This window comes from Balneolaceae bacterium (assembly GCA_034521495.1).
GTDB lineage: Bacteria > Bacteroidota > Rhodothermia > Balneolales > Balneolaceae > Rhodohalobacter.
In genome coordinates, this window is sequence record JAXHMK010000017.1 from 35,931 (window position 1) to 59,947 (window position 24,017).

A 24,017-nucleotide genomic window follows, 5' to 3' on the forward strand; every position below is an offset into this window, starting at 1 on the left:
AAACGAGGAAATCATTGAAAATAGTAATTGCGGGTGCCGGTGAGGTTGGATATGAACTGAGTAAAGTTCTGTCCATTGAAAAACATGACGTTACCGTTATAGATCAACGGAAAGAATGCCTGCAGCGGGTGCTCGATAATCTTGATGTACTCACTGTTGAGGGTAATGCTACCTCTCCAAAAATACTTGTTGAGGCCGGAGCCCGATCAGCCGATCTGATGGTTGCTGTTACCAGTGTGGATGAGGTTAATATCATTGCGTCTATGATGGCCAAACGCCTGGGTGTTAAACGCGTTATTGCGCGGGTTCGGAACAACGAACTTTCCCGTAAAGATTCTCCTCTTACACCCTCAGAATTGGGAATTGAAGTACTGATCCACCCCGAAGAAAGTGCGGCCAACGAAATTCATCAGTTGGTAAAAAGGGCCTCTGCAAGTGATGTGGTTTCCCTGGCCGATGGTCAGCTGCAAATGGTGGGACTCCGCGTGGAGAAACACTCTGATATGGTCAACAGAACACTTCAGGATCTGGCCGAATCGTATTCGGAGATTCCTTTCAGAGTGGTGGCTATTTCTCGTCGGGGAAGTACAATCATTCCGCGCGGAGATAACAAGATCATGCCGCTGGATCATATTTTTATCATCACTAAAATTGAACACGTTCGGAATATCATTGAGGCGACCGGCCATAAAGATGTCAGCCTTCGCCGAATTATGATTGCGGGAGGAGATGAAGTGGGCCGGATGCTTGCAAAAAAACTCTCTCAAGACAAACAGAAATGGGAAATTAAACTGATTGAGCCAAATCCCGATAAAGCGACTGACATTGCAAATAATCAGCGCGATCTACTTGTGTTAAATGGCGATCCCACCGATCCGAATCTGCTGGTTGTGGAGGGAATCCAGGAGATGGATGCTTTTGTTTCCGTCACGGACGATGAGGAATCAAATATAATATCCTGTTTGATGGCGAAGCATCTTGAGGTGAAAAAGGCGGTCGCTCTCGTTTCTAAACCACAATATACTCCACTCAGTCAAACGATTGGAATTGATGCTGTGGTTAACGTAAAAGCGTCGGCTTCGGATGAAATTCACCGTCATATTCGTCAAGGGCAACTGTTAACCGTAAAGGCATTACACGGAATTAAGGCAGAAATTATGGAAGTTGTGGCAGGTAAAAACTGCGATATTTCCAACTCACCAATCCATTCAATACATATTCCCGATGGTATTGTAATAGGTGGAATTTTAAGCGGAGATTCAGCCGAAGTAGCCACCGGCGATTCGGTCATTAAAAAAGGAGATCGGGTGATTGTACTGGCTCTTCCCAATGCTATCCATCAAGTAGAAAAACTTTTCTGATGGTTGAATTCATGTCTCAAAGTGCGAACCGCCCGCGAATTGATTTCCGGTTAATTGGGGGAATTACCGGCGGACTTCTGTTTTTCCTGGGAGTGGCTATGTTACTTCCTTTTTTGATAGCACTGATCTACCAGGAAGCATCATGGAGTGCATTTCTGATAACAGCAGGCGGGACCATGCTGATAGGAGGAACACTTTTCTACCTCTACAAACCGGAAGAGGAACTGCGAATGCGCGAAGCTTTTATGATTGTGACCCTAATCTGGTTTTTGGGATCCATATTCGGGGCATTCCCATTTACCCTTTCCGGTTCACTTGCATCGTACACAGATGCCGTTTTTGAGGCGATGAGCGGACTGACTACAACCGGGGCTACCATTTTCGGGGGAATCACGGCAGCGGGCATTCAAAACCCGGATATTGAATCTCTCGATAAAAGCATTCTCTTCTGGCGATCTCTTTCTCATTGGCTGGGCGGAATGGGAATTATTGTATTAACTCTGGCCTTGCTTCCGCTTTTGGGAATTGGAGGCATGCAGCTCTATCAAGCCGAATATTCAGGGAATACGGCCGATAAAATCACTCCAAGAATCCAGGAAACGGCGATGCTGCTCTGGACGATCTACGTGGGGCTAACAGCCGGAGAGTTTATACTGCTTTGGCTGCATCCATCCATGGATTGGTTTGAGGCGATCAATCATGCATTTGCTACCCTGGCAACCGGTGGATTTTCAACAAAGAATGCATCCATTGCTGCTTTCGATTCTGTTTATATAGATGTAATTATCACGGTGTTTATGTTTCTCGCAGGGATCAATTTTGCACTGCATTACCGGCTGTTTACGGGTAATATCAGTTCGTTTTTTCAAAATCGGGAGCTCCGTTTTTACATTCTTCTCACACTAATTTTTACCACAGCTATAACAGCCGGATTATATATTGCACAAGATTATTCATTCGGTGAAGCCCTTCAGTATGGCGCCTTCCAGGTGGTTTCCATTCTCACAACAACCGGCTTCGGCACGGATGATTATCTGTTATGGCTGCCATTTACCTCCTTCCTGCTGTTTTTGTTGTTTTTTACCGGCGGCTGTGCCGGTTCAACCGGTGGCGGAATTAAGATGATGCGCCTTATGATTATCATGAAAAATATCAGCCGGGAATTTCGTCAGATTATACATCCGCAGGCGGTGTTGCCCATCCGAATCGGGGAGCGCGTGGTGGAATCTAAAATTTTGAAAACAATTCTTGGTTTTTTTGTGATGTACTTTATCATCTTTGCAGTCGGCGCCATTTTTATGAGTCTCATGGGGTTTGACATGATGTCTGCCATGGGAGCAAGTATTGCCAGTTTGGGAAATATCGGCCCGGCATGGGGGCAGTTCGGACCTGTCGAGAATTACGCAGCAGTGCCGGCATTCGGAAAATGGGTTCTCTTGATTTTGATGTTGATTGGCCGCCTGGAGCTGTTTACAGTTTTAGTCTTGTTTACACCCTGGTACTGGAAAAACTGACGGAGAAGTTACTCATATTTTTTGTTGAAGGCATTTTCAGCTTCGAATGAGCCGATCAGTACTATCTCTTTATCGAGCTCTAAAACAGTATCGGGGGAGGGATTGATATCCATATTCTCATCTTCGCAGTCGATAGCTATAACTGTACAGCCAGTCTCCTGCCGGATGTTCGATTCAATCAATGTTTTTCCGGCTAATTTTTTATTGATTCGGTGATTAAAAACATTTAACCCTTCAGCCAAAACCATTGCATCCTGTCCCTCTAAAATATTGAAAATAGAGTTGGCTCCCATGGAGGCGTACGACATAACAAAGTCGGCTCCCGCACGATGCATGGTATTAATATTTCTTTCGTAAGTTGTACGGCTGATTATCTGCATTTCAGGTGAAAGCTGCCGGCAATAAATAGTGAGGTAAATATTAATATCGTCGTCATGAGTTGTAATAAGAGCGGTATGAGCCTGATCAATTCCGGCTTTGTGGAGTACATCAATATCAGCTGCATCGCCCAAAATATAATTGTCATCGTCCATAATGAGATCCGGTTTTTTTTCAATTACCCGATAATTTATCCCTCTCTCTTCCAGGCTTTTTGCGGCAGCACGTCCAACTCTTCCGCCACCAATAATGATAACCGGATGATCGGATACATGGTAGATGCTTAATAGTTCATCGTATGCACGTAATTGTGCAACGGTTCCGGCAAGAACAAGTACACTCTCATCACGGATGATTGTATCGGGATATGGAATCTTAAACAATCCGCGCTCCCAAATACCCACAATATTTACACCGGCTTTTTCGCGTATGTTACTCTCTTTTATGGTTTTGCCAATTAAGGGTGTTCCCTTTACCGTGGTTTCTGCAATTACCATTCGGTCTATATGGCCTATAACATGAACTCTTGCATCTCCGCCCAGGGTTCTCCTGGCCAGTGCGCGCCCTAAAATCTCTCCCATTTTTAAAACATGATTAGCTCCGGCAAGTTGAAGTACATCAATAGAATCAGGGGACGTAGCTGTTGCTACAATCATAAGGTCCGGCTGAACCTCCTCTACTGTAAAAACTGCATTGGTATTTTCGGTGTCGGTTCCTGAGGCAATAAACATGGATGCCTTCTCAATTTGAAGATGATTGTATGTCTCAAGATCTGTGGGATCAAGGTTAACAACGTTATAATCTAAATCAGACAGATCGAGGGCTTTTTGCAGGTCCGGTTCCAGTATGACGTAATCAATTTTATATGCCTCCAGCTTTTTTATTAAAGCTTCGGTAATGGAGTCGAGCTTTGAAATGATGATGTGATCTTTAATATCATCATCTACCTTATTTGGTGCACGGGCCTGGTTTTGTGCCTTCAGCCAGGGAGCATAGAAGAATTCAATAAAGGTGAACGGCAAAAGAATCAGCAAAAATAGAACCCCGGAAAAAAGCACCACCATAGAGAAGAGACGTCCTATATCACTATGAAATACGATATCACCAAATCCAAGGGTAGACATGGTTACCAATGTCCAGTAAAACCCGGTTATCCAGGAGTAACCCCCTTCAACCTCCTCGTAAATAGCTATGTAATGAAAAAGAATAGAATAGGTTATATACATCGCGAACAAAACCCCGATAAATTTCAACAATTTTCGAACATTGGTTTTTGTCCGCCGATTAGCGAAAAAATAGGATAATTGAGAGCCGAGAAATTTCAAGTTGTTTGGGTGTAGTTAAAATCTATACAGAACATGGGTTCAAGATACTTTCCTAACAGAAATATTAGGACTTTAGTTACGTCATCTAATCCCGATAGTACGGGACTCAGAATGATTCAGAACTGTTACACTATCTCGATTTCAAGTTCAACAGAGGTTTTGTAGACTTATTCAAAAGAAAAACATTGAAAGTTTGTGAAGCAATTTTAAATACCATCAAGAAACAGAAAATTACTTGAAATTGCTTACAGAGACAATCAGATCGATAAAATATAATTGAAAAGAGCTTTGAAAATAGATCAGGAGGCTGGTTTCGGCGTTTGATGTGTGTTCATTTTTAACCGATTAACTTTTCCGGTCATCCAAAGATAGATCTTTTGCAAAAAAGAAAGCAGTTGGACAGAAGGGTGTCACGAGGCTTTTTTAAAAAATTTAAACCTTTTACAAAGAACTTACGGATTGATTGGAAATTCACGGGTTGAATTGATTACTTTTAAGATTCTTTGAAAGATCAATCTACAAGGCAACAGGCATTCGTGTATCGCCATTTAACATTTATTTTTCTCTTTATTATTGCATCCCAGGCAGTTATGGCTCAGGGAAATGGTTCTCAGAATTCTGTTCCAAATGTTTATCTCGACTGCGGTTCCTGCGATTTTTCATACATTCGAACCAATGTAACGTTTGTAAATTATGTGAGAGATCAGAGTGACGCCAACATCTATCTTTTGGTTAACTCTTTGGGCACGGCAGGTGGGGGACGCGAATTTACACTTATCTTTTCGGACATCAATATGGAGATGAATCGCTCGGATACGCTCAAATATGTATCTCCAAGTACTGATTCGGGTGATGAACGCCGAAGAGGCCTTACGAGATACATAAAGATAGGTCTCGTTCCTTTCGTGAGTAATACACGGGCGATGGAGTCACTCGATGTTTTTTACGAAGAACCGGATGAAGAGGACATAGAAGAAGAAGCTGTTGAGGACCCCTGGAACAATTGGGTGTTTGACCTTGATGTTCGTTCAAACATGTGGGGGGAGTCTTCTGAGTTTAATTTTGGTCTTTATAATGGGATTGAGGCAGAGAGAATCACCCCGATCTGGAAAATTCGTTCAAGAGTTCGCGGAGAGATTCGCCGGAGGAATGTAGAGCTGACCGATCAAACGATTAATGTAAATCGCGATTGGGGTGAATACAGAACGATGGTAGCCTACACCATAAACGACCATGCGTCTGTAGGCTTGTTCAACCGCATGAACTTCTCGAGAACCGGTAATATTGCTTTAAATGCTGAACTCTCACCTGCATTTGAATACAACTTTTTCCCCTATACGGAGTACGAGGAACGCCGCTTTATTATTCAGTACAGCCTTTCTCCAGCCTACCGGAAATATTTTAACACTACAATTTTTCTGAAAGACTCTGAGTTTGTGATGAACCAGGAACTGAGTACCCGGCTGCGATATGATCAGCGATGGGGCAGGGTGGATATTCGGTTAGCAGGAGCTAACTACTTTCATGATCTTTCCATCAACCGATTGGTGATAAATCCGTCTTTGAATGTGCGAATTGTGCGCGGGCTCTCCGTAAGTTTTTCCGGCCGTTACAGGCTCATCAACGATCAGTTATCCCTGGAACTTCCCTCCGAAGTAGACCCGAACGATCCCATTAGTATTATTGAAGGGGTTCAACGCCCAACGGCTTATGATTATAGTCTTTCATTTGGCCTTTCCTATACTTTTGGCTCAATTTATAATAATGTGGTGAACCCACGTTTCTGAGATTGTTACCATTTTGTGAATCTATTTAGGTTTCAGGCTTCTATTATTAAGAAAAAGAAGATGAAATATTATAGTCTTATTTCTGTAATATGCCTGGCTCTGTTGCTCACCAACTGTATGAATTCTCCGGTTCCCGAACGAGCTGAAGATGTATCCCCTGTAGAAACCGGGGAAATCATTCCGGATGTTACACTAAAAACTGTGTTTAATCACGATGCTAACCTTCGTGAACTGGTTTCAGAAAAACCAACGCTCCTTATTTTTTATCGTGGCGGATGGTGTCCGTACTGCAACAAGCACCTAAGCCAGCTTGCAGAAATAGAGGAGCAGCTTTATGACAGGGGGATACAGGTTTTGGCAGTGAGTCCCGATAAACCATCCTATCTAAAAGAATCAACAATGGAGCACGAATTGAACTACCGGCTGCTCTCAGACAGCGATATGAATGCAACGAAAAAGTTTGGGTTGGCTTTCAAAGTCGATACGGTTACTGTGAACCGCTATAAGAAAAATGGACTTGATCTGGCCAAACGGTCGGGATACGATCATTACATGTTACCGGTACCGGCTGCTTTTTTGGTAGATACCACGGCTGTAATCCGTTACCGTTATTTCAACCCTGATTATACCGTACGGATTGAGAATGATGAGATTTTATCAGCAGTCGGGAAGATTCTGGAATGAATATCGAATAACCAATAATGAACATCGAATGTCGAAGTGATAGAATCCACCGACTGGCGCAAGTGTTAAGCGAAGCGTCACTTGTGCCCCTTTCCCTTTGCAAATAAACATAGGCACAAGTGACATCCTTGACTTACGGATGGCAGAATTATTCTTCCAGCAAGACAAACCCTGTATTGAGGAGTTACCACATTTTTTTAAGCAAATAATTAGCAATGACGATGAAATTTGTCTCGGTTTTTGAAACGTCCCCAACCGTCGGGACCAAGGAGTTTTTGCGATCAAAAGCCCCGAAGGGGCGTCATCAATAGCATAGGACGGAGTCCTATGTATTGGGAATCATAGGAATTGTGTAGCCCTGAAAGGGCGTAAGCTTTCCTCTGACAATCTCTTGGGCTTACGCCCTTTCAGGGCTGATCGAATGAAATGCGTTATTTTTCATAGGGTTTCACCCCATGCTATTGATGACGCCCCTTTGGGGCTTATTATGTAGTCTTCTTTCAAACAAAGAGCATTTCCACTTGTTTAAAAAAGTATCCTTCTGATTTTATTGAACTTACAGTTCAAGAAGTAAAAATTTCGGGGTAACTTCTCAAACCCTGTATTATTCCAATTTTTGCTTTCGAATACCGGATTTAACACTTGCGCCAGTTTGGGGATAGAACCCTTCGAAATTCAACATTAGATATTCAGTGTTCGATATTCACACCCTCTGTTGATTCCGCCTGTATGTTTGTATCTTTAGCCCATGGAAAATGAAGAGATAACAGAGACGAAAAAAACAGATTTAAAAAGCCTTACGAAAGACCAGCTTTCCGAAACCCTTGAAGATTTGGGCCTGCAGAGTTATCGCTCTGACCAAGTGTTTCAATGGCTCTACCAGAAAGGTGTCAGTTCATTTGAGGAGATGACCAATCTCTCGAAAGATCTTCGGGCTACACTTTCTGATCTGGTTGATATCAAACGAATTGAGGTATTTAATAAACAGGAGTCTAAGGACGGTACGATCAAATTTCTGTTCCAGTTAGACGATCCCAATCAGTATAAGGTAGAGGCTGTACTGATTCCCGATTTCTATTCTGATGGATCGATTAACAGGCTTACGGTTTGCGTCTCCTCGCAAGTGGGTTGCATGTTCGGGTGTTCATTTTGTGCCACCGGCAAGATGGGATATTTTCGAAATCTCACACATGGTGAGATTGTAGACCAGGTACAAATTATCAATGAAGTTGCTGAGGAGAAGTTTGGTAAAAAAATCAACAATATTGTGTATATGGGAATGGGTGAGCCGCTGCACAACTACAAAGCGGTTGTGGAATCCGCCAAAATTTTGTCTGATCCGCTGGGCCTGGAGATGTCACCCCGCAGAATTACGGTCTCCACGGTAGGTCTTTCCAAGCAGATCAAACAGCTTGCCGATGAAGATCTGGGAGTAAATCTCGCTATTTCACTGCATGCCGCCGATGATGAAAAGCGGGATAAAATTATGCCGATCAATGAGTCCCTGAATCTCGAACAGCTGCAAGAAGCTGTAACCTACTATTTTCAAAAGACACAGCAGCCGGTTACCTATGAATATCTTCTGTTCGATCAGTTTAACGATTCGGTTGAGGATGCTCACAATCTGGCAAAAATAACCCGTTGGGTACCATCGAAAGTGAATATTATCATGTACAATAATGTAGCCGGGGTTGAACTGAAACGAGTGCGGGAAAATCGACTTGATCGGTTTATGCAAGCATTGATAGGCAAGGATGTGACAGCGACCGTCCGCCGCAGCCGTGGAGATGATATTGATGCCGGATGTGGCCAGCTTGCTGTAAAAGAGGGGCAGGAGAGAGGAAAGAGCATGGCGAAGGAGAACTGATAATCGTTATTGGAATTGGAGAAAGATAGCGCAAACGTCTCGCTTGTGCTTTGGGTTGAGCACCAGCTAAACGCTCCATCGTTAAACTTTCAAAGGCTTCCAGGATGAATTTCAAGATAAATATCAGGCCCGAAAAAGAGAGCGATATATCCCAGATTCGTAGTGTCGTCAAATCCGCATTTGAAAACCTCTCCTACAGCAACCAAAAAGAGCATCTTTTAGTTGATGCATTGAGAAAGGCCGGAGCCTTGGATTTATCATTGCTTGCCGAGATAAATGGAAAAATTGTAGGACATATTGCCTTCTCTGAGATTACCATCAATGAAGAAAATTGTTCATGGTTTGGTCTGGCTCCGGTCTCGGTTCACTCGGGATATCAAAACAAGGGAATTGGTTCAAAATTGATTTTAGAAGGCTTAGATAAAATCAAAAAATCAGGAGCAAAAGGTTGCGTATTGCTTGGTGAGCCGGAATACTATAATCGTTTTGGGTTTCAACAGAATGAGCAATTGATGCTACAAGGTGTTCCGCCGGAGTATTTTTTGATTAAATCTTTTACAGATTATATTCCCGAAGGATTGGTAGAATATCATCCGCTTTTCAAAGAATTTAGTTGAATAAGGATAACGCAACCATCTCTCTTCTGCTTACGGAATGGTTACGATCGAGACGCTCGCGCCATCATTAAGATCAAATTGTAGCTGGATTTTATCTATTACCGTCAGTTTCGTACCTGTTTACCGATCTGACAGACGAAAAAAGCCAATCTCTTGGCACAGACCGTTTTTTCGCCCTCACCCCTTCGCCCCTCTCCCGCGGGGAGAGGGGTTGGGAGCTGACATTACCCATGTAATTTCAAATATGACTAATTTAGTCTATGTAAAGTATTGGTAATGATTGACGTAAAGCTGTTAGGTATATTTTCGAAAAATATCTGTTTATCATTTTAAAAATAGATTTGCAATACGCTTTTTGAAAGATGAATAATAGGTGCTTCAACATCTATTCATTGCTGTTTTAGAGTTGATTTATTTTAGGGTCAGAACAACTCCGGCCTCGAAAGAATTGGCGGATTGAGGGAGCCTGAAGATCTGCGGAGACCTTTTATCATACCGGCTCTTAACGATGTTAACAAGCTATAAACGCGGTGGACCATTGATAAAAGGTAGCAGAGATTCAGTGACCGCCGCCAATTCTTTCACCGCCTTGAATTTTTGGTTCTTTTGTCCCGAAGCGTCGGGATGAACAAGGTGAACGTTACGGTTGATAGCCTATTATTATGAATGATATTCAACCTTTCCAATAAACCTTGATAAAGATATCATCTCAAAAATTGAGATTTTATGGGTAATGTCAGGGGTTGGGGGAGAGGGCGAAACGATGAATGAATGGCCTGGAGCAAGAATTCTTTCACGCGCTAAACACGTACTCAGTTTCAACTGACGGGTAATAAAAGTGAATAAACATAAGTGGCTTTAGCCACATTCAGAGTTTTTAAGAAGGCTTTGCAAAACTCTGACCGTCATCCTGAACTTGATTCAGGATCTCCAGATACAGGCTATAAAGACGAATGGAGAATCTGAATCGAGTTCAGATTGACCAGTAACCACGGTTTTGCAAAGCCCTCTTTAAATGGTATTTAATATCCCTTCTCCCGATCTACAACATTCTGCAACTTCATCCCCGAAAGCAGCCGTTTATAGTTATCAACTATTTCCGCTGCAACATTATCGGGATCACTTCCCCCGGCCACATGTGGAGTGATATGAATTTTCTTTCGGTTCCAGAACGGGTGCGATTCCGGCAGAGGCTCCTCAGAAAACACATCCAGGTATGCCGCTTCGATTGTATCCGTATCCAATGCGTAGATCAGGTCTTCATCCACTAAATGATCTCCTCGTGCTGCATTAATCAAAAAGGAGGGACTGCTGAGCGATTTAAAAAGATCAAGATCCAAAATACCCTCAGTTTCTTTGGTAAGAGGCAGAAGGTTTACAAGAATATTCACCCGGCTCAGGAATAGTTTGTGCTGTTCGGGTGTAAATGTTTCTACATTAGGTATGCTTTTTTTGGAATTAGATAGTCCCAGTACGTTGAACTTTTGATCAGCCAGATATACAGCCACCTCTTTTCCAATATTTCCAAGTCCCATCACACCGATATTCAGCTCCTCGCGGGTAAATTTTTGCTGAGGTTTCCAACTTTTTGAGTTCTGGTAAGTATCAAGCCGCAGCAGAATGGTAAGTACACAGGCATAAACATAATCAATCATCTGTGAGATTAAAGACGGCTCGGTGATTTTTGTAAAAATGATATGATCGGGGATCGTTGAATCTTTTAACAGATGATCTGCTCCGGCTCCCAGTGATGAAATAACTTTCAGGTTTGGAAAGGAATCAAACAGATTTTCAGGCTGATTCCAGGCGACGGCAAACTGCACCCGATCCGGCTGTTCAATATTCGGCCAGATCTCTACATCCAGGTTTTTATCGGCCTTGAGCAGCGCTTCTTTAAATGGTTCTAAATTTCTGTTTTTCGCAACCAGTAAAATCGACATGGATACCGTTGGTTTTTAATTCAAAATCAGTATTTATCACCCGAGAGTTTCAGAAGGGTTTGCTGCAATTGCCAGAAATGTCGCCGCTGATGCGCCTCAAGAATTAAAATGAATTCAGTAAGGCTCATAGACACCCATTGTAATACCGGGTTATTTCCTTTGATTTTATTCAAATCCAATTGCTTTTCGCGAAAGCTATCAATCCGGTTCCTGATCTCAATATTGCTCTCTTTTAATTCATTGATCGGCTTTTCAGGATCTGTATTGCCAGAATTATTTGGGTACATCGGGGCAATGGTTTTTAACTTTAATCTATAAGGCGGTTCAAGGAAATGAATAAACTGCCTGAATATGAATCGGGGTTTGAACTCCTGGCTATTCGCTTTAACAGGTTCTCCGGATTCAATCGCTTTGTTTAACTCTTTCATGTAAAGCCCGTTGAACTTGTTGATATGTTGAATAATTTCGCAGGCACTCCAACTTTTCGGTTCAGGCTTCAGCGAAATCAGATCTTCGGGGATCTCATAGAAATCGCTAATTCGGTCAATATCTTTTTTGATAAGATCCGACATTTCATCGTAAGAGTATGTTTTTGCCATGTTACGCATTTCTTAGATTGTATAATAAAAATGGCTTTTACTCGATCTACAAAGAGTTCTTTGCTTCCATAATTCGATGATACGACTCATCAATTCGACGTTCCGAAATTTCTCCTGAGTCGATTTTTTGTTTGATAATCTCCACAGCCCGCGGCACAATATCCGGCCAATACACTGAATTATTCCCAAAAACCAATACATCAATACCAGCATTGATCGCTCTGGTGATGGCTGTTTCAATCCCGTAAAATGAACGGATTGCTTCCATCTGCATATCATCCGAAAAGAGGACGCCATTGTATCCAAGTTCATTTCTGAGAAGCTCTGTTTGAACTTCTTTCGACAATGTAGCCGGCCATTCTTCATCAAGGTTTTTATTGAGAACGTGAGCGGTCATAATAGCAAATTGGTAATCCGTTTGAATCAGATCGCGATACGGCTCTAACTCAGTCTCTTGCCAGGTTTCCGTAACATCGGCCATGCCAACATGCGAATCATTCCAGGCGCTGCCATGTCCCGGATAGTGTTTTAAAACTCCGAGAATGTTGCGCTTGTTAAACTCTTCGAGAAAGATGGAAGCGTGCTTCTCTACAATCTCCGGATTGGCACTAAAACTCCGTTCAATTCGGCCGATGACAGGGTTATCCGGGTTTATGTTCAGATCAACCACAGGGGCAAAATTCAGATTAAAACCCAGTTGATGGAGTTGGTCAGCCATCGATTCTGCATAGCGGCGAGTGGAGTCAGCATTATTAATTTCTCCCAAATATTCGGCTGAGACATTCGGCACAAACCCACGTGATTCCTTCAACCGTGCTACCCGGCCGCCTTCCTGGTCAACGGCTATAAACAGTTTCTGATCCGAAAGATCATTGAGTTGAGAAATGAGACGCTGAACCTGTTTTGGGCTATCAATATTTCGCACGGGTCTGTCGGTCGGCACATCATAATCAAAGAGAATAACACCCCCTAAATGATACTTCTTGATATCCCGTACAATATGAGATGTATCACTGACCTCATATCCTTTAAAACCGATCATCAGCATCTCGCCGATTTTCTCATCAAGTGTGGGTTCTTCTGATTGAGCAAAGCAGAAAGGAGCAGTAAAAAGAACAGTTAAGAAAAGTAAAATCAGGTTTTTCATAGGAAAAGATTCCAATATTTATCGGCCATAATCGTCTTCAAGGCGTACAATGTCGTTTTCGTCAGACGGGTTGGATGGATCGGTATGCTGCCAGATTTCAGCAACTACACCCCATTCCTCTAAACCGACCAAGCGATGGCGCTCTCCGCAATCAATTTTAATCAACTCATCTGAGTTGAACTTCTGAAGTTCTGTTTGATTGTCATCATCACTCAGAATTATGCCAACCGGTCCGTTTATGATTTTCCAAAGTTCCGCACGCCGGTAATGATATTGCCAGGACAGACGTTTATCAGGCTGAACAAGCAGAATTTTCGGGCTGAGCACCTGGTCTAAGCTGTTATTTCTCGGATCAGAAGATGGAAAAAATTGATCAATAAAGGTCTCGAGAGAGGTTTCATCAATCACAAAAAAACCACCCCAGGGACGTTCTTTATCTTTAGCCTGGATTGATAAATTTTTCGACGTTAGATATTCCTGAACAGATCGAAAAGCTGATTCTTTATCAATGTTTTCTTTAAAGTTAATCATTCAGTGTTCTTGTTGCCGTGAATAGTTTTTAGTTTTGAGAAATGTACGGCAAAACATTGGTTCCTTAAAATAGAAAAAGAGGAGCGGAGTTTTATAAAGGTACTATAAGAGATCAGGCATTTTCATCCGACAGCGGAAGCCGAACGGTGAAGGTTGTTCCTTCGCCAATTGTACTCTCTACATCTACTGAGCCGCCGTGAAGATCCGTAAAATGTTTGATGATATTTAGCCCTAAACCGGTGCTTTTTTCCCCGGAGGTTCCCTCTTGTCCTTTGGCATTCTCATTGGTAAACAGATTTTGAATCTTCTCGTCCTTCATTCCTACACCCGTATCAGAAACTTGCAGAATGAGGTTGTCATTCTGTTCTAAAATTTTGCTCCTTATTTTTCCATTTTTCGTGGTGAATTTAATAGCATTGGACAGGAGATTGCCAAAAATCTGTTCAAATTTTTCATCATCAATCCATACCTTTTTGCCTATATCCACATCGAATGCCATATCTATATTTTTAAGTTTGGCAGATGGCATATACAGCCGCCTCATATTCTCAACAATGGAGTGTAAATCAGTCTCTTTACGATTCAGTGTAAATCCTTTTGACTCGATGATTGTATAGTTGAGTATATCATCAATTAACTGGTTAAGCTGTTTTGCACTTTGATTGATAAGTGAGGTCATCTCCATCGCCTCCTTATTATCCTCGTCAACAAGTTCACCGAGAAGATCGCTCATACCGATAATTCCGCTTAGAGGAGATCTTAAATCGTGGCTTAGAATCTTCATGAGGTTGTTTTTTTGCTCATTCAATTCAGTAAGCTGTTGGTTCTGTTTTCGCAACTCCAGGGAGGTCATGACCTGCTCGGCCAGCATCTCTAATTCTCTTTTTTTGCGATCTGAAAGGTGGCGTTCTTTAAAGTCAAGAACGCAGAGAGCTCCAATTGTATATCCATCCGGATTTTTTAATTGAGCCCCCAGATAGTATTCGAAATACGGTTCGCCTTTTACATAAGGTGCATCTTTAAACCGCGAATCTTTGCTGAGATTAGGTATTTCGAGGATTGATTTCTGCTTGATGGTGTATTGGCAAACCGTTTTTTCCCTGGCTATAGAGCGTTCGTATTGCTCAGACCCATAATTGGATATTGTCCATTGGGTATCTTTGTCAAGAAGATTGATTTTTGCAATGGGTGCCTCGCAAATAGCTGCTGCCAATTCGGTAATCTTGTCAAATTCCTCTTTCGAATTGCTGTGGATAATATCATAAACACGAAGAGCTTCAACCCGCTTTTCTTCTTCAATTGCAGTTGACATATACATTGTAAATTTTATGAAATGAGCAATTCTTCCTTGGAAAGAATATCTTTAATCTGCACTGGATCAATTGGTTTTACTACATAACCAAAATAATCGGTTTCGTCTGCCAGGTTTTTATGATGAGAATCAGAATTACCGGTTATATAGAGAACACGAACCGGGTGTTTTTGTTGTACTCTTTTTACAATATCAACACCGGTTACTTCAGTACCGAGATTGATATCCACAAACATTATATCAGGTTCATAATTTTCTAAAACTTCGTGTGCTTGTTCTGGTGAATAAGCTTTTTCCACCTCTGTAAAACCTAATCGTTTTACAATCATTTCAAGGGTTAAGGCTTGAATTGCATTATCTTCAACAATTAAAATACGCATAATCTTTTGTGTGGTCAGGCCACGCTTTTTTTAAAAATAAAATTTTTGTGATTAGTAATAGAATTACTTGATCCTTTTACTGAATTTGATTTCTGGAATGTTATGACAAATTTGTTTTTGTGAATCTGCGTTCCTCTTCAAGGGTATATTGGCTTGTTTTTTCATGTTGGAGACTCCGAAAGGTATTGATGATATGCTGTTCATTATCATCGGAACTGTATTTCACAGAGGTTAACTGAACGGGAATGTAGTGTCCGTCTTTATGTTTGTACTCTTTCTCTCCCCGGAAAACGGACTTTTCGTTTCGAATACGCACGACCTCTTTATGGGCGGGATCATCTACATCTACAATCATGCTTCGGCCTCCCTCCATTAATTCCGATTCAGTGTACCCAAGCATTTTGCAGGCGGCAGGATTTACATCCAGAATTTCACCGCTGCTTTTACCGAAAATGATACCTGCTGTGGAGTACTTAAAATTTTGCCTGTACAGGGCTTCCGATTCTCTTAAACGGTGGATGGTTTTGATATTTTCAGAGGCGGGATTAAAAACAAGCAACAGATGTTTTTGAGAATTTAGCTGAATAGGAGAGACTTCTGTTTTATACCATCTGTTTGCGCGGGCTGAAGCAAATTTTATTGTAATCTTAAATTCTTCTTTGGTTCCGTTTAAAACCTCTCTGATTCCAAAGAGTAATCGAAGGGCATAATCGTTGCCTTCATTTATAGCCACCTTGCAGTGCTCAATAAAGTTGCTGGGTTGAAACTTATCCCCGGACAAGCTAAAAGAACCTGTATTTCTGTTCCATCTCCTGTTTGCAAAAGCGATATCACCATTTTCATCAAGAATAATGGCTGCACTTTGTAATGCATTTAGAATCGCAACTTCATTCGTTTTCATAAAATAAATTGCATGAATTCAATTCCCGTTGACTATTATTGTCGTCTCGTCTCTATTTCATACAAATTTATCTTTTTTATAGGAGAAGTAGTTGACGTGAAAAGCGTATTTATTTATTTCATCAACTACCTACTGAGAGGTCGTTTAGGCCGTAGGTTTTTTTACGCAGACCGCAGATACTCCGGTTTATAGGTCTCTCCGGCTGTTACTTCTTGAATGGCATGAACCAATTCTTTGCGGGATGGTTCATAAAATACATACCCGTTAATCCCCATTTTATAGAGTGGTTCAATCAATTTTGGGGATTGATATATATGAAGTGCAATCATTTTAAAATCGGAATTCATCTCTCTCAGCGGAACAATAATTTCTTTTGAATTTTTGTTTGTTCCCATTAAATCAATGAGTAACACTTGTGGTTCATTGATATTTTTTAAGGACTCCAGGCTGTCTGTATCAATAATCGGGACTTTGGTAATTTGTTTGAAAAAACTTTTAACCACCTTAGAAAGGACTTCTGTCCGGGGTTTTTTATCAGAGATGATAGCTATTTGATATTCAGAGCCTTCCATATAATCAAAGTATTAATGGGAGGTGCCAAAGTGTATCGGTTGAAGAGCGTATTTTTTTCCTGAATAACTACGTAAAAAAACCTAATAAAATGCCTTGGGGGGCATTTGTGTTCTGCATGTTCGAATCACTAATTTTCTTCTTCTACTCATCTTTTGGTGAAATCAGATTGTGCTGAAAAGCATACTTTACAAGACCAGCTGTGTTTCGGGCCCCGGTTTTTTGGAGTAAATTGCGGCGATGGGCATCTACTGTTCGGGGGCTTATGTACAGTTTTTCTGCAATTTCCTGGTTTGTGTATTCCTGAACAATCAGTTCAAGAATTTCGAGTTCTCGGTCGGTTATATGTACAGCATCCAATTTTGTGGACGTGCCTTTTCCCTTCACCAAATCCATCATGATGCTTTGGGTGGCTTCATCACTAAAATAGTGTTGACCGCTCATAATGGTTTCAATAGCGTCTTTCAGATCCTGCCTTCCGGCGCTTTTCATTATGTAACCCGATGCACCGGCCTGAATCATCTGCCGGATATGCAGATCGTCGTTACTCATAGTAAGAGCCAGCACTTTTACATCCGGATGATTCTCTTTTAGTTCTTTTGTAGCCTGAATACCATCTTTTACCGGCATACTGATATCCATAATAACCAAATCAACCAAAGTGTCTTCCAATTTTTTCTGGATCTCCTCTCCATCAGAAGCTTCAGCTACTACATCAATTTCGGGCTGAGATTCGAGCATAGTTTTAATTCCGTCTCGAACAATTTTATGATCGTCTGCTAATGCTATTTTTACGTTTGCCATGAGAATGTTATTTAATCCTAAGTGGTTTAATTCCGAGGCTGTCCAAAAAGGATGTAAGAAAAATCAATATTCTCATTTTTGTCATACCGGACCCCGATCCGGTATCTCCAAGCATGATTAACAATTGGAGATTCTGAATCGAGTTCAGAATGACATCCTTTTTGGACAGTCTCAAAAAGACTAAAGTCCCCCTTTGAAAGGGGAAGGCTGAGAGATCTGGGGGATGACTTTCGAAGTTCTGGAATGCCCAATTCGTGGTTTTGATGCATTACACCCCTCCCGGCTAAAGCCGTACTCCCCTCAAGGGGAGATTGATCATCCCCCATTGCCCCCTTCAAAGGGGGACACTTCACAATAAGTGCATAGATTGTTTAAAAAATTTGGATTATAAGTTGATACCTCGTGGGCTCTGCCCCGAGGTAGTTCATTGAATAGGAACAACTACCGATATAATTGTGCCCCGACCTTTTCTGCTAACAATATCTAAATTTGCAGACATTGCACCAACCCTGGTTTTCATACTGCGAATTCCAAGACCTTCTCCACTAATTTCATTTACATCGAATCCTTTCCCGTTATCTTCAATAGTCATCAGTATTTCACCTTCCGAGTAGACCAGTTGCACCTCAATTTTTGTGGGATCAGCGTGTCTTGTAGCATTGTTTAATGACTCCTGTAAAATCCTGTAGAGGTTAATCTGCACTTTATCCGATAGGTCAATATTATCGAGGTTCGAATAGAAATACACATTAATATTATGAGTTTTTCGTAGTTGATTTGTCAACGATTCTGCTGCGAGTTCCAGCCCGTAATCCTGAATTGCTTTCGGCAGAAGGTTTTGTGAGATACTTCTTGTTTCTGAAATAGCATGACTCAGAAATCGCAAGCCAGCTTTAAATGTTGATCGCAGTTTATCCGGAATCTCCTCAATATCTTCATACACAGATCGTAAATTCATATTCGATGCCGAAAGGTACTGTCCGAGTCCGTCGTGAAGTTCTTTGGCAATTCGTTGCCTTTCTCTCTCTTCCCCTTCAATAATTGCACTGATGGCGCGCTTCTCGGCTCTTCGCTGTTCTGTAATGTCGTTTGCAATCACAAGCCGTTGTTTTTTTTCTTTATAAACAATAGTTGAGGATGAAATTTCAACAGTTAACTGTTCATTGTTTTTTGTTTGATGAATGGTTTCGTGGAAACGAGATCGTTCTTTTTCAGAGTAACTATTCAATACTTTTTCCAGTTCATTAATCTCAGATTTTGGACGGATATCATAAATTGTAAGATTAGAAAACTCCTCTTTCGAATATCCATATTTTTTTACGGCGGCTTCATTTACGGTTGTGAATTTGAATGTGTTAGGATCGTAAATGAACATCGGGATTGGATTCTGCTTAAACAGTAACTTGTATTGCTGTTCAGAGGCTTTTAATTCTTCTTTTGCAACTACATCTGCGGTAATATCAGATATAGTGCCCACCATATATTCATTTTCACCCTTGCTGTTTTTCATAAAATAACCGCGGTCAACAACATGCGAATAGCTGCCATCGCCATTTTTAAATCGATAATAAGCAGTCCAGTATTCGCTGTTAGACTTCATCGATTCATTGAGACTGTTTAACACCTTTTCTTTGTCGTTGGCGTGAATTTTATCAGCCCACCAATCAAATGAGCGAGAAACATCTTCATCCTTATAATTAAAGCGCGATTGCCAGCCTTCGCTCCACCAAACATTATCCGTATTCATATTCCATTCGTAAAGCACATCGTTTGTGCTTTTTGCAATCATCTCAAACCGATGGCTTTGGTGGCGCAATGCCTCCTGGTATTCAATCTCTTTTGTTTGGTCTACCATTGCCCCGATAATTCTTCGGATGCTGCCGTCATCATTTCTAATAATAACCGCATTATCTTCAATTTTTCGCAGGCTGCCATCGGCAGCAATAAACTCATATTCATCACTCCAATGTATAGCACCCGAATCTTCTGCATCTTTCATGCTTTTAACAACTCTCTTCCGGTCTTTTTTAGAAACATGATTTTCCCAAAAATCGGGGGCTCCCTTATAGTCTTCCTCTTTGTAGCCCAAAACAGATTCAATTCCATCGCCCCACCAAAGTTCATTGATGTACGGTTTCCATTCCCAGATCACATCACTTGTTAGGTTCGATGCAATTTCAAACCGCTGACGTTCAGCATTGATGCGTTGCTCAATATTTTTTTGAGAGGTGATATCAACATGAGTTCCCACAAGCCGGGTTGGGTTGCCATCTGCATCCCACTCTACAGCACGGCCCCGGTCTAAAATCCAGACCCAATGTCCCTGTTTATGTTTCATTCGCACTTCGCACTCATAGAGTGTTGTTTCGCCGGAGATATAACGCTCAACCTCTTCTTTGAATTTCTGCAGGTCATCCGGGTGAACCAGGTTGTTCCAGGTTTCAATACTGATCGGTTGCAGTTCGTCGAGAGTGTATCCTACAAGATTTGCCCATACTTCATCAAAAACAGTTTTTCCGGTTTGTGGATGCCATTCCCACAATCCAACATTTGAACTGGTAGTGGTTAGCTGCAGCCATTCCTGGTTTTTTTTCAACTGTTCTTCTATCTCTTTACGCTCGGTAATATCCAGCCCAATACCGATCTGAGTTTCATCAGACAGGTGGATATTTGTCCACGTTGTATAAACCTTTTCGCCGCTCTTCGTTACCATTTCAAAATCTTTCCAGCCGGCATTCGATTTATTCATGAACTCCAGCACGTTCTCTTGATAGTCCCTGTCAGGATAGACTTTATCCATAATATTGACGGACTTTGTTTCCCTGTTTGTCCAACCGGTTACTTTTTCAAATTCTGGATTCACAGAAACTTCCGAGAGATCGGGACGATAAACGGTTATCATTACCGGAATGGTTTCAAGTATTCTGGTTTGTAACTCCTGCTCTCTCTTCAGGTTTTTTTCGTAGCTTTTCACCATCAAGTAGAGAATTACAGCTGTAACTGTTACATAGAATATTCCCTTTATGAGTTGAATTTGTGTGATGAGTGCATCATCCTGAACAAAATATTCAACGAGCCAGTCGGTCGTTGTTATCCAGAGAAGGGCAAATGCCAGGTAGATCAGAGCTATTCGGATTGGTGTAAACTTCATAACTACCAACTTATAGTGTTAACCCATTTATCGGTTTGTGACAGTTGCTCCAACGGTGTGCCTTTTTTTGGTCTACCGGTAAACGGGTAGTTTTATTTATTCAACAATATAAAAGCCGCACTACATGCAAATTTAAAAACTCCTCTCGTTGAATCGCTCTATATAATAAATAAAAACTTTGTGTTACGGTAGTTTAAGAAACAAATTTACCACTTCCCTTCGCGAACAGGATAGCTGCCTAAATTTTTAAAGTATTGGGCTTTTTTCTGAAGTTTTTTCAACGCATCTTCAACACGCGGTTCCTCTTTATTTCCCTCAATATCCAGATAGAAGAGAGACTGCCAGGGATGTCCCATTCGGGGACGAGATTCCAGTTTTGTCATGTTTATCCCATTATTTCCCAAAAGGTTCAGGCATTTCAGGAGAGCTCCCTTTTCATCAACCGTTGCAAATATGAGGGAGGTCTTACAGTTCAGTTGTGGGTCGCAGGTAACCGATTCGGGGCTTACCACAACAAAACGGGTGTAGTTCTCTTTTTGATTGGCAAGATCTCTTTCCAGGATTTTTAATCCATAAATTTCAGCTGCAAATGCACTGGCAATAGCAGCCTGGGAAAGATCAGCATCATCGCGGACTTTTCGTGCCGCCATAGCGGTATCGAAATACGATTCTACATGGCATCGGGGCAGTGAGGTGAGAAATTTACTGCATTGGGCGATGGCTTGCGGGTGAGATAAAATCCGGCGAATATTGCCAATTTGAACCTCCTCAGGTCCCATCAAACAGTGATTAATCTTCAGGACCTCCTCGCCAATAATGTACAGCTCTTTTTCATTCAAAAGATCGTAGGTATCGTTGATGGAACCGGCCGTGGTATTTTCAATCGGCAGAAAACCAACATCTACTTCTCCCTCTTCAACGGCATCAGCGGCTTCATCAAACCGGGTGTAGCCAATGCATTCAACATTGTTGTAACGCTGTTCAAAATGACGCATGGCGGCCTGGTGACTAAAAGCACCATCCGTTCCCTGGTACGAAACCTTGATTGTCTCCTCTTTTGATTTATCATTCTGATGGTCGATCAGTGCATGCGTTTGATAACGCACGGAATGATGGATAATCTCCCTGAAAAGTTGCTCGAGGAAGTAGGGATCCATGCCAACTTCCGGGGCTTTATGCCGAATTTTAGAAAGAAGTTTTTCCTCGCGTTCGGGATCACGAATTTCATCTTCACGCTCGAGTTTATCTATCAGGATCTCACGAACAATTTTTTGTCGTTCACCAAGCGCTTTTACAATGGTTTCGTCAAGCTTGTCGATCGATTCACGTATTTCTTGCAGCCTGTCTTTAGACATTTTTTAACGTATCGTTTGTTTCAATTCCTGGATTCTGTTCAACATTTTATTCCGGTCTAATTTACGGAATCGTTCGGGCAATAGCGCCTTCGAAGTACATTCCGAAACGGCGGTCAGTGTCTGTAGTTCAATCTCTTCGGGATAGGTGGGAGGTAAAAAATCTTCAAAAACCCGGTCCAGTATCTGAGGTGTGGCTTCATCGAGGTTATCGGATGCCGTTCGGAATTTTGCCCGTGTAAGAGCTGCTTCCATATCAGCCCCGGAATAATGAACATCCCCTTTAAGAACGGTTTTCGGGATGTGGTTTTCGGATACCCTGATCCCGGTTTTTTTCTTCATGGCATCAAAAAGTTCAATTCGCTCCTCTTCCGTTTCAGGGGGAAAGAGTGCGATATGTTCTTCGGCACGTCCCTGGCGTTTTAAGTCTATAGGCATCAGGTCGGGGCGGGCGGTCATCAGGAACCACAGAATTTTTCCGCGGTTACGTGTATCACTCATAAAGGTGGCAATCTGTGAAAAAACCCGGCTCGATACACCGCTGTCTCCCGATGCAGAGCGGTCGCCAAGATAGGCGTCAGCTTCGTCAATCATTACGGCTACGGGCGACATTGCTTTCAGCAGGCTTAATATTTTTTCCAGATTTCCCTCTGTTACTCCCTGCCACTGGCTTCGGAAGTTTTTCAGTTTTACCATCGGAATGCCAACCTCACCCGAAAAACAGGTTACAAGATAAGTTTTACCGGTTCCAACCGGGCCGCATACAAGATATCCCATAGGAATTACATCATGTCGTCCCGATTTTAAAGCTTTGACAGCATGACGCAGATGTTCTTTTACTTTTTTATGCCCGGCTACATTATCAAGTGTGGTATCCGTCGTTACAAATTCAAGAAGGCCATATGCTTCCGCTTCAATCATATCTTTTTTGATTGCGGTAAGCGAATCGAATGTAATTTTTTCTGAATTTTGTATCGCATTTGAGAGGATACTCTTCAGTTTCAAAAATCCAAGACCAGCTGTCATTTGTGCCATCACCGGCTTAGGAACGTCCGATATCTCTTCAAATGTATCCGGATCACAAGCCTGTGTGATGTAGGAGAGGCGGTCGTTTTCTTCCGGCAGTGGAATTTTTATCTCTGATGAGTACGGATTTTGAATCAAGGTTCGATTGAGGTCGGACAGGTTTTCAGTGAACAAAATCGTGGTAAAATCGGCCGCAAGAAAAAGCGGATCATGAGCCCATTTTAGTAGATAAACAAGTGCATTACGATCTTCTGAACCAGTGCTGCCAGCCTCATTGGCCGGTACAATTGTTTCTGCAAAATCAACAATCAGGGCGATGCTTTTCTTTTGATCGAGACGCGATCGGATATATTGTTCCAGTACATTAAATGCACCCACGGGATCTTTCGGCAGTTTTTTTGCGTATTCCGTGCCTATCAGGGAATCCCGTCCGGCAAGAGCACGGTTAAAATCCCGTTGCGAATTCTGATCTCTGAAATATATTCCGGATGCCCGGTCGTAAAACAGAACAATATCCCGTGCCCCAAAAAACTCCTCTGCCATGAACGATTTTAACCGCAGGTATCGGTGTTTATCCTCATCTTTGATTGAAACCAGGTCATTTACATTTCCATGAATGATAAATTGGTTGAGCGTGCGGCTCAGGTATTTTTTGGCAAGCTGTTGTGCCCAATATGGATATTTTTCAATCATCGGATGTTGTTCCTGGATTGTTGTTGAAATTTCAACGGTATGTTTAAGTATTGTTTCATTCTTACTGGTTCAAGTTTG

19 protein-coding genes are annotated in these 24,017 nt (G+C 41.8%); 6 read left to right on the top strand and 13 right to left on the bottom strand.

Annotation, left to right across the window (positions count from 1 at the left end):
- Positions 1–14: 14 nt before the first annotated feature.
- Both trkA and U5K72_16135 read left to right on the top strand, forming a co-directional pair.
- Complete coding sequence (gene trkA / locus U5K72_16130) at positions 15–1,361, top strand: Trk system potassium transporter TrkA (GenBank protein MDZ7720344.1); 1,347 nt, start codon at positions 15–17, stop codon at positions 1,359–1,361.
- Positions 1,361–2,875, top strand: a complete 1,515-nt coding sequence (locus U5K72_16135) for a potassium transporter TrkG (protein MDZ7720345.1) — start codon at positions 1,361–1,363, stop codon at positions 2,873–2,875. Before trkA ends, U5K72_16135 begins: the two co-directional genes overlap by 1 nt.
- Positions 2,876–2,883: 8 nt before the next feature.
- Here U5K72_16135 and U5K72_16140 read toward each other — a convergent pair whose 3' ends face one another.
- On the bottom strand, positions 2,884–4,509 hold the full coding sequence (locus tag U5K72_16140; protein MDZ7720346.1) for an NAD-binding protein: 1,626 nt from the start codon (positions 4,507–4,509) through the stop codon (positions 2,884–2,886).
- Positions 4,510–5,114: 605 nt separating this feature from the next.
- Here U5K72_16140 and U5K72_16145 point away from each other — a divergent pair.
- The 4 genes from U5K72_16145 to U5K72_16160 all read left to right on the top strand — a co-directional run bounded on the left by U5K72_16145 (position 5,115) and on the right by U5K72_16160 (position 9,533).
- Positions 5,115–6,365, top strand: coding sequence for a hypothetical protein (locus tag U5K72_16145; protein ID MDZ7720347.1), 1,251 nt, complete (start codon positions 5,115–5,117; stop codon positions 6,363–6,365).
- Positions 6,366–6,425: 60 nt separating this feature from the next.
- Positions 6,426–7,049, top strand: coding sequence for a peroxiredoxin-like family protein (locus U5K72_16150; protein ID MDZ7720348.1), 624 nt, complete (start codon positions 6,426–6,428; stop codon positions 7,047–7,049).
- Between the two features lie 748 nt (positions 7,050–7,797).
- Positions 7,798–8,916 carry a 23S rRNA (adenine(2503)-C(2))-methyltransferase RlmN gene (rlmN, locus tag U5K72_16155; GenBank protein MDZ7720349.1) on the top strand — a complete coding sequence of 373 codons (1,119 nt, stop codon included), beginning with the start codon at positions 7,798–7,800 and terminating at the stop codon, positions 8,914–8,916.
- A gap of 104 nt (positions 8,917–9,020) precedes the next feature.
- Entirely contained in the window at positions 9,021–9,533 is a 513-nt protein-coding gene (locus U5K72_16160; GenBank protein MDZ7720350.1) for an N-acetyltransferase, read from the top strand.
- 1,022 nt (positions 9,534–10,555) lie between these two features.
- On the opposite strand, the gene U5K72_16165 is transcribed toward U5K72_16160, so the two are convergent.
- The 12 genes from U5K72_16165 to U5K72_16220 form a co-directional block, all read right to left on the bottom strand.
- Positions 10,556–11,473 carry a glyoxylate/hydroxypyruvate reductase A gene (locus U5K72_16165; protein MDZ7720351.1) on the bottom strand — a complete coding sequence of 306 codons (918 nt, stop codon included), beginning with the start codon at positions 11,471–11,473 and terminating at the stop codon, positions 10,556–10,558.
- Between the two features lie 26 nt (positions 11,474–11,499).
- Positions 11,500–12,072, bottom strand: a complete 573-nt coding sequence (locus U5K72_16170; GenBank protein ID MDZ7720352.1) for a DinB family protein — start codon at positions 12,070–12,072, stop codon at positions 11,500–11,502.
- A 46-nt stretch (positions 12,073–12,118) separates the two neighbouring features.
- Positions 12,119–13,219, bottom strand: a complete 1,101-nt coding sequence (locus tag U5K72_16175) for a glycoside hydrolase family 3 N-terminal domain-containing protein (protein ID MDZ7720353.1) — start codon at positions 13,217–13,219, stop codon at positions 12,119–12,121.
- Between the two features lie 18 nt (positions 13,220–13,237).
- On the bottom strand, positions 13,238–13,750 hold the full coding sequence (locus U5K72_16180) for a phosphoheptose isomerase (GenBank protein MDZ7720354.1): 513 nt from the start codon (positions 13,748–13,750) through the stop codon (positions 13,238–13,240).
- 112 nt (positions 13,751–13,862) lie between these two features.
- Positions 13,863–15,062: a GAF domain-containing sensor histidine kinase gene (locus tag U5K72_16185; GenBank protein ID MDZ7720355.1), complete on the bottom strand. Its 1,200-nt coding sequence runs from the start codon at positions 15,060–15,062 to the stop codon at positions 13,863–13,865.
- A 14-nt stretch (positions 15,063–15,076) separates the two neighbouring features.
- Positions 15,077–15,442: a response regulator gene (locus tag U5K72_16190; protein ID MDZ7720356.1), complete on the bottom strand. Its 366-nt coding sequence runs from the start codon at positions 15,440–15,442 to the stop codon at positions 15,077–15,079.
- A gap of 100 nt (positions 15,443–15,542) precedes the next feature.
- Entirely contained in the window at positions 15,543–16,343 is an 801-nt protein-coding gene (locus U5K72_16195) for a PAS domain S-box protein (protein ID MDZ7720357.1), read from the bottom strand.
- A gap of 161 nt (positions 16,344–16,504) precedes the next feature.
- The gene (locus U5K72_16200; protein MDZ7720358.1) at positions 16,505–16,915 is read right to left on the bottom strand and encodes a hypothetical protein; all 411 of its coding nucleotides are present in this window, start codon (positions 16,913–16,915) and stop codon (positions 16,505–16,507) included.
- Positions 16,916–17,057: 142 nt separating this feature from the next.
- Positions 17,058–17,717 (bottom strand): response regulator transcription factor, encoded by a 660-nt coding sequence (locus U5K72_16205; GenBank protein ID MDZ7720359.1) that lies wholly within the window; start codon positions 17,715–17,717, stop codon positions 17,058–17,060.
- Between the two features lie 424 nt (positions 17,718–18,141).
- The gene (locus tag U5K72_16210) at positions 18,142–20,868 is read right to left on the bottom strand and encodes a PAS domain-containing protein (GenBank protein ID MDZ7720360.1); all 2,727 of its coding nucleotides are present in this window, start codon (positions 20,866–20,868) and stop codon (positions 18,142–18,144) included.
- 206 nt (positions 20,869–21,074) lie between these two features.
- Positions 21,075–22,223: a prephenate dehydratase gene (pheA, locus tag U5K72_16215; GenBank protein MDZ7720361.1), complete on the bottom strand. Its 1,149-nt coding sequence runs from the start codon at positions 22,221–22,223 to the stop codon at positions 21,075–21,077.
- A 3-nt stretch (positions 22,224–22,226) separates the two neighbouring features.
- A complete protein-coding gene (locus tag U5K72_16220; protein MDZ7720362.1) occupies positions 22,227–23,939 on the bottom strand; it encodes an AAA family ATPase in 1,713 nt (570 codons plus the stop codon).
- Positions 23,940–24,017 lie beyond the last annotated feature (78 nt).

Excerpts from the sequence above, each read along its gene's own strand:
- U5K72_16135 (MDZ7720345.1), top strand. The coding sequence starts at position 1,361 with ATGGTTGAATTCATGTCTCAAAGTGCGAACCGCCCGCGAATTGATTTC.
- U5K72_16150 (MDZ7720348.1), top strand. The coding sequence starts at position 6,426 with ATGAAATATTATAGTCTTATTTCTGTAATATGCCTGGCTCTGTTGCTC.
- rlmN (MDZ7720349.1), top strand. The coding sequence starts at position 7,798 with ATGGAAAATGAAGAGATAACAGAGACGAAAAAAACAGATTTAAAAAGC.
- U5K72_16160 (MDZ7720350.1), top strand. The coding sequence starts at position 9,021 with ATGAATTTCAAGATAAATATCAGGCCCGAAAAAGAGAGCGATATATCC.
- U5K72_16165 (MDZ7720351.1), bottom strand. The coding sequence starts at position 11,473 with ATGTCGATTTTACTGGTTGCGAAAAACAGAAATTTAGAACCATTTAAA.
- U5K72_16170 (MDZ7720352.1), bottom strand. The coding sequence starts at position 12,072 with ATGGCAAAAACATACTCTTACGATGAAATGTCGGATCTTATCAAAAAA.
- U5K72_16175 (MDZ7720353.1), bottom strand. The coding sequence starts at position 13,219 with ATGAAAAACCTGATTTTACTTTTCTTAACTGTTCTTTTTACTGCTCCT.
- U5K72_16180 (MDZ7720354.1), bottom strand. The coding sequence starts at position 13,750 with ATGATTAACTTTAAAGAAAACATTGATAAAGAATCAGCTTTTCGATCT.
- U5K72_16185 (MDZ7720355.1), bottom strand. The coding sequence starts at position 15,062 with ATGTCAACTGCAATTGAAGAAGAAAAGCGGGTTGAAGCTCTTCGTGTT.
- U5K72_16190 (MDZ7720356.1), bottom strand. The coding sequence starts at position 15,442 with ATGCGTATTTTAATTGTTGAAGATAATGCAATTCAAGCCTTAACCCTT.
- U5K72_16195 (MDZ7720357.1), bottom strand. The coding sequence starts at position 16,343 with ATGAAAACGAATGAAGTTGCGATTCTAAATGCATTACAAAGTGCAGCC.
- U5K72_16200 (MDZ7720358.1), bottom strand. The coding sequence starts at position 16,915 with ATGGAAGGCTCTGAATATCAAATAGCTATCATCTCTGATAAAAAACCC.
- U5K72_16205 (MDZ7720359.1), bottom strand. The coding sequence starts at position 17,717 with ATGGCAAACGTAAAAATAGCATTAGCAGACGATCATAAAATTGTTCGA.
- U5K72_16210 (MDZ7720360.1), bottom strand. The coding sequence starts at position 20,868 with ATGAAGTTTACACCAATCCGAATAGCTCTGATCTACCTGGCATTTGCC.
- pheA (MDZ7720361.1), bottom strand. The coding sequence starts at position 22,223 with ATGTCTAAAGACAGGCTGCAAGAAATACGTGAATCGATCGACAAGCTT.
- U5K72_16220 (MDZ7720362.1), bottom strand. The coding sequence starts at position 23,939 with ATGATTGAAAAATATCCATATTGGGCACAACAGCTTGCCAAAAAATAC.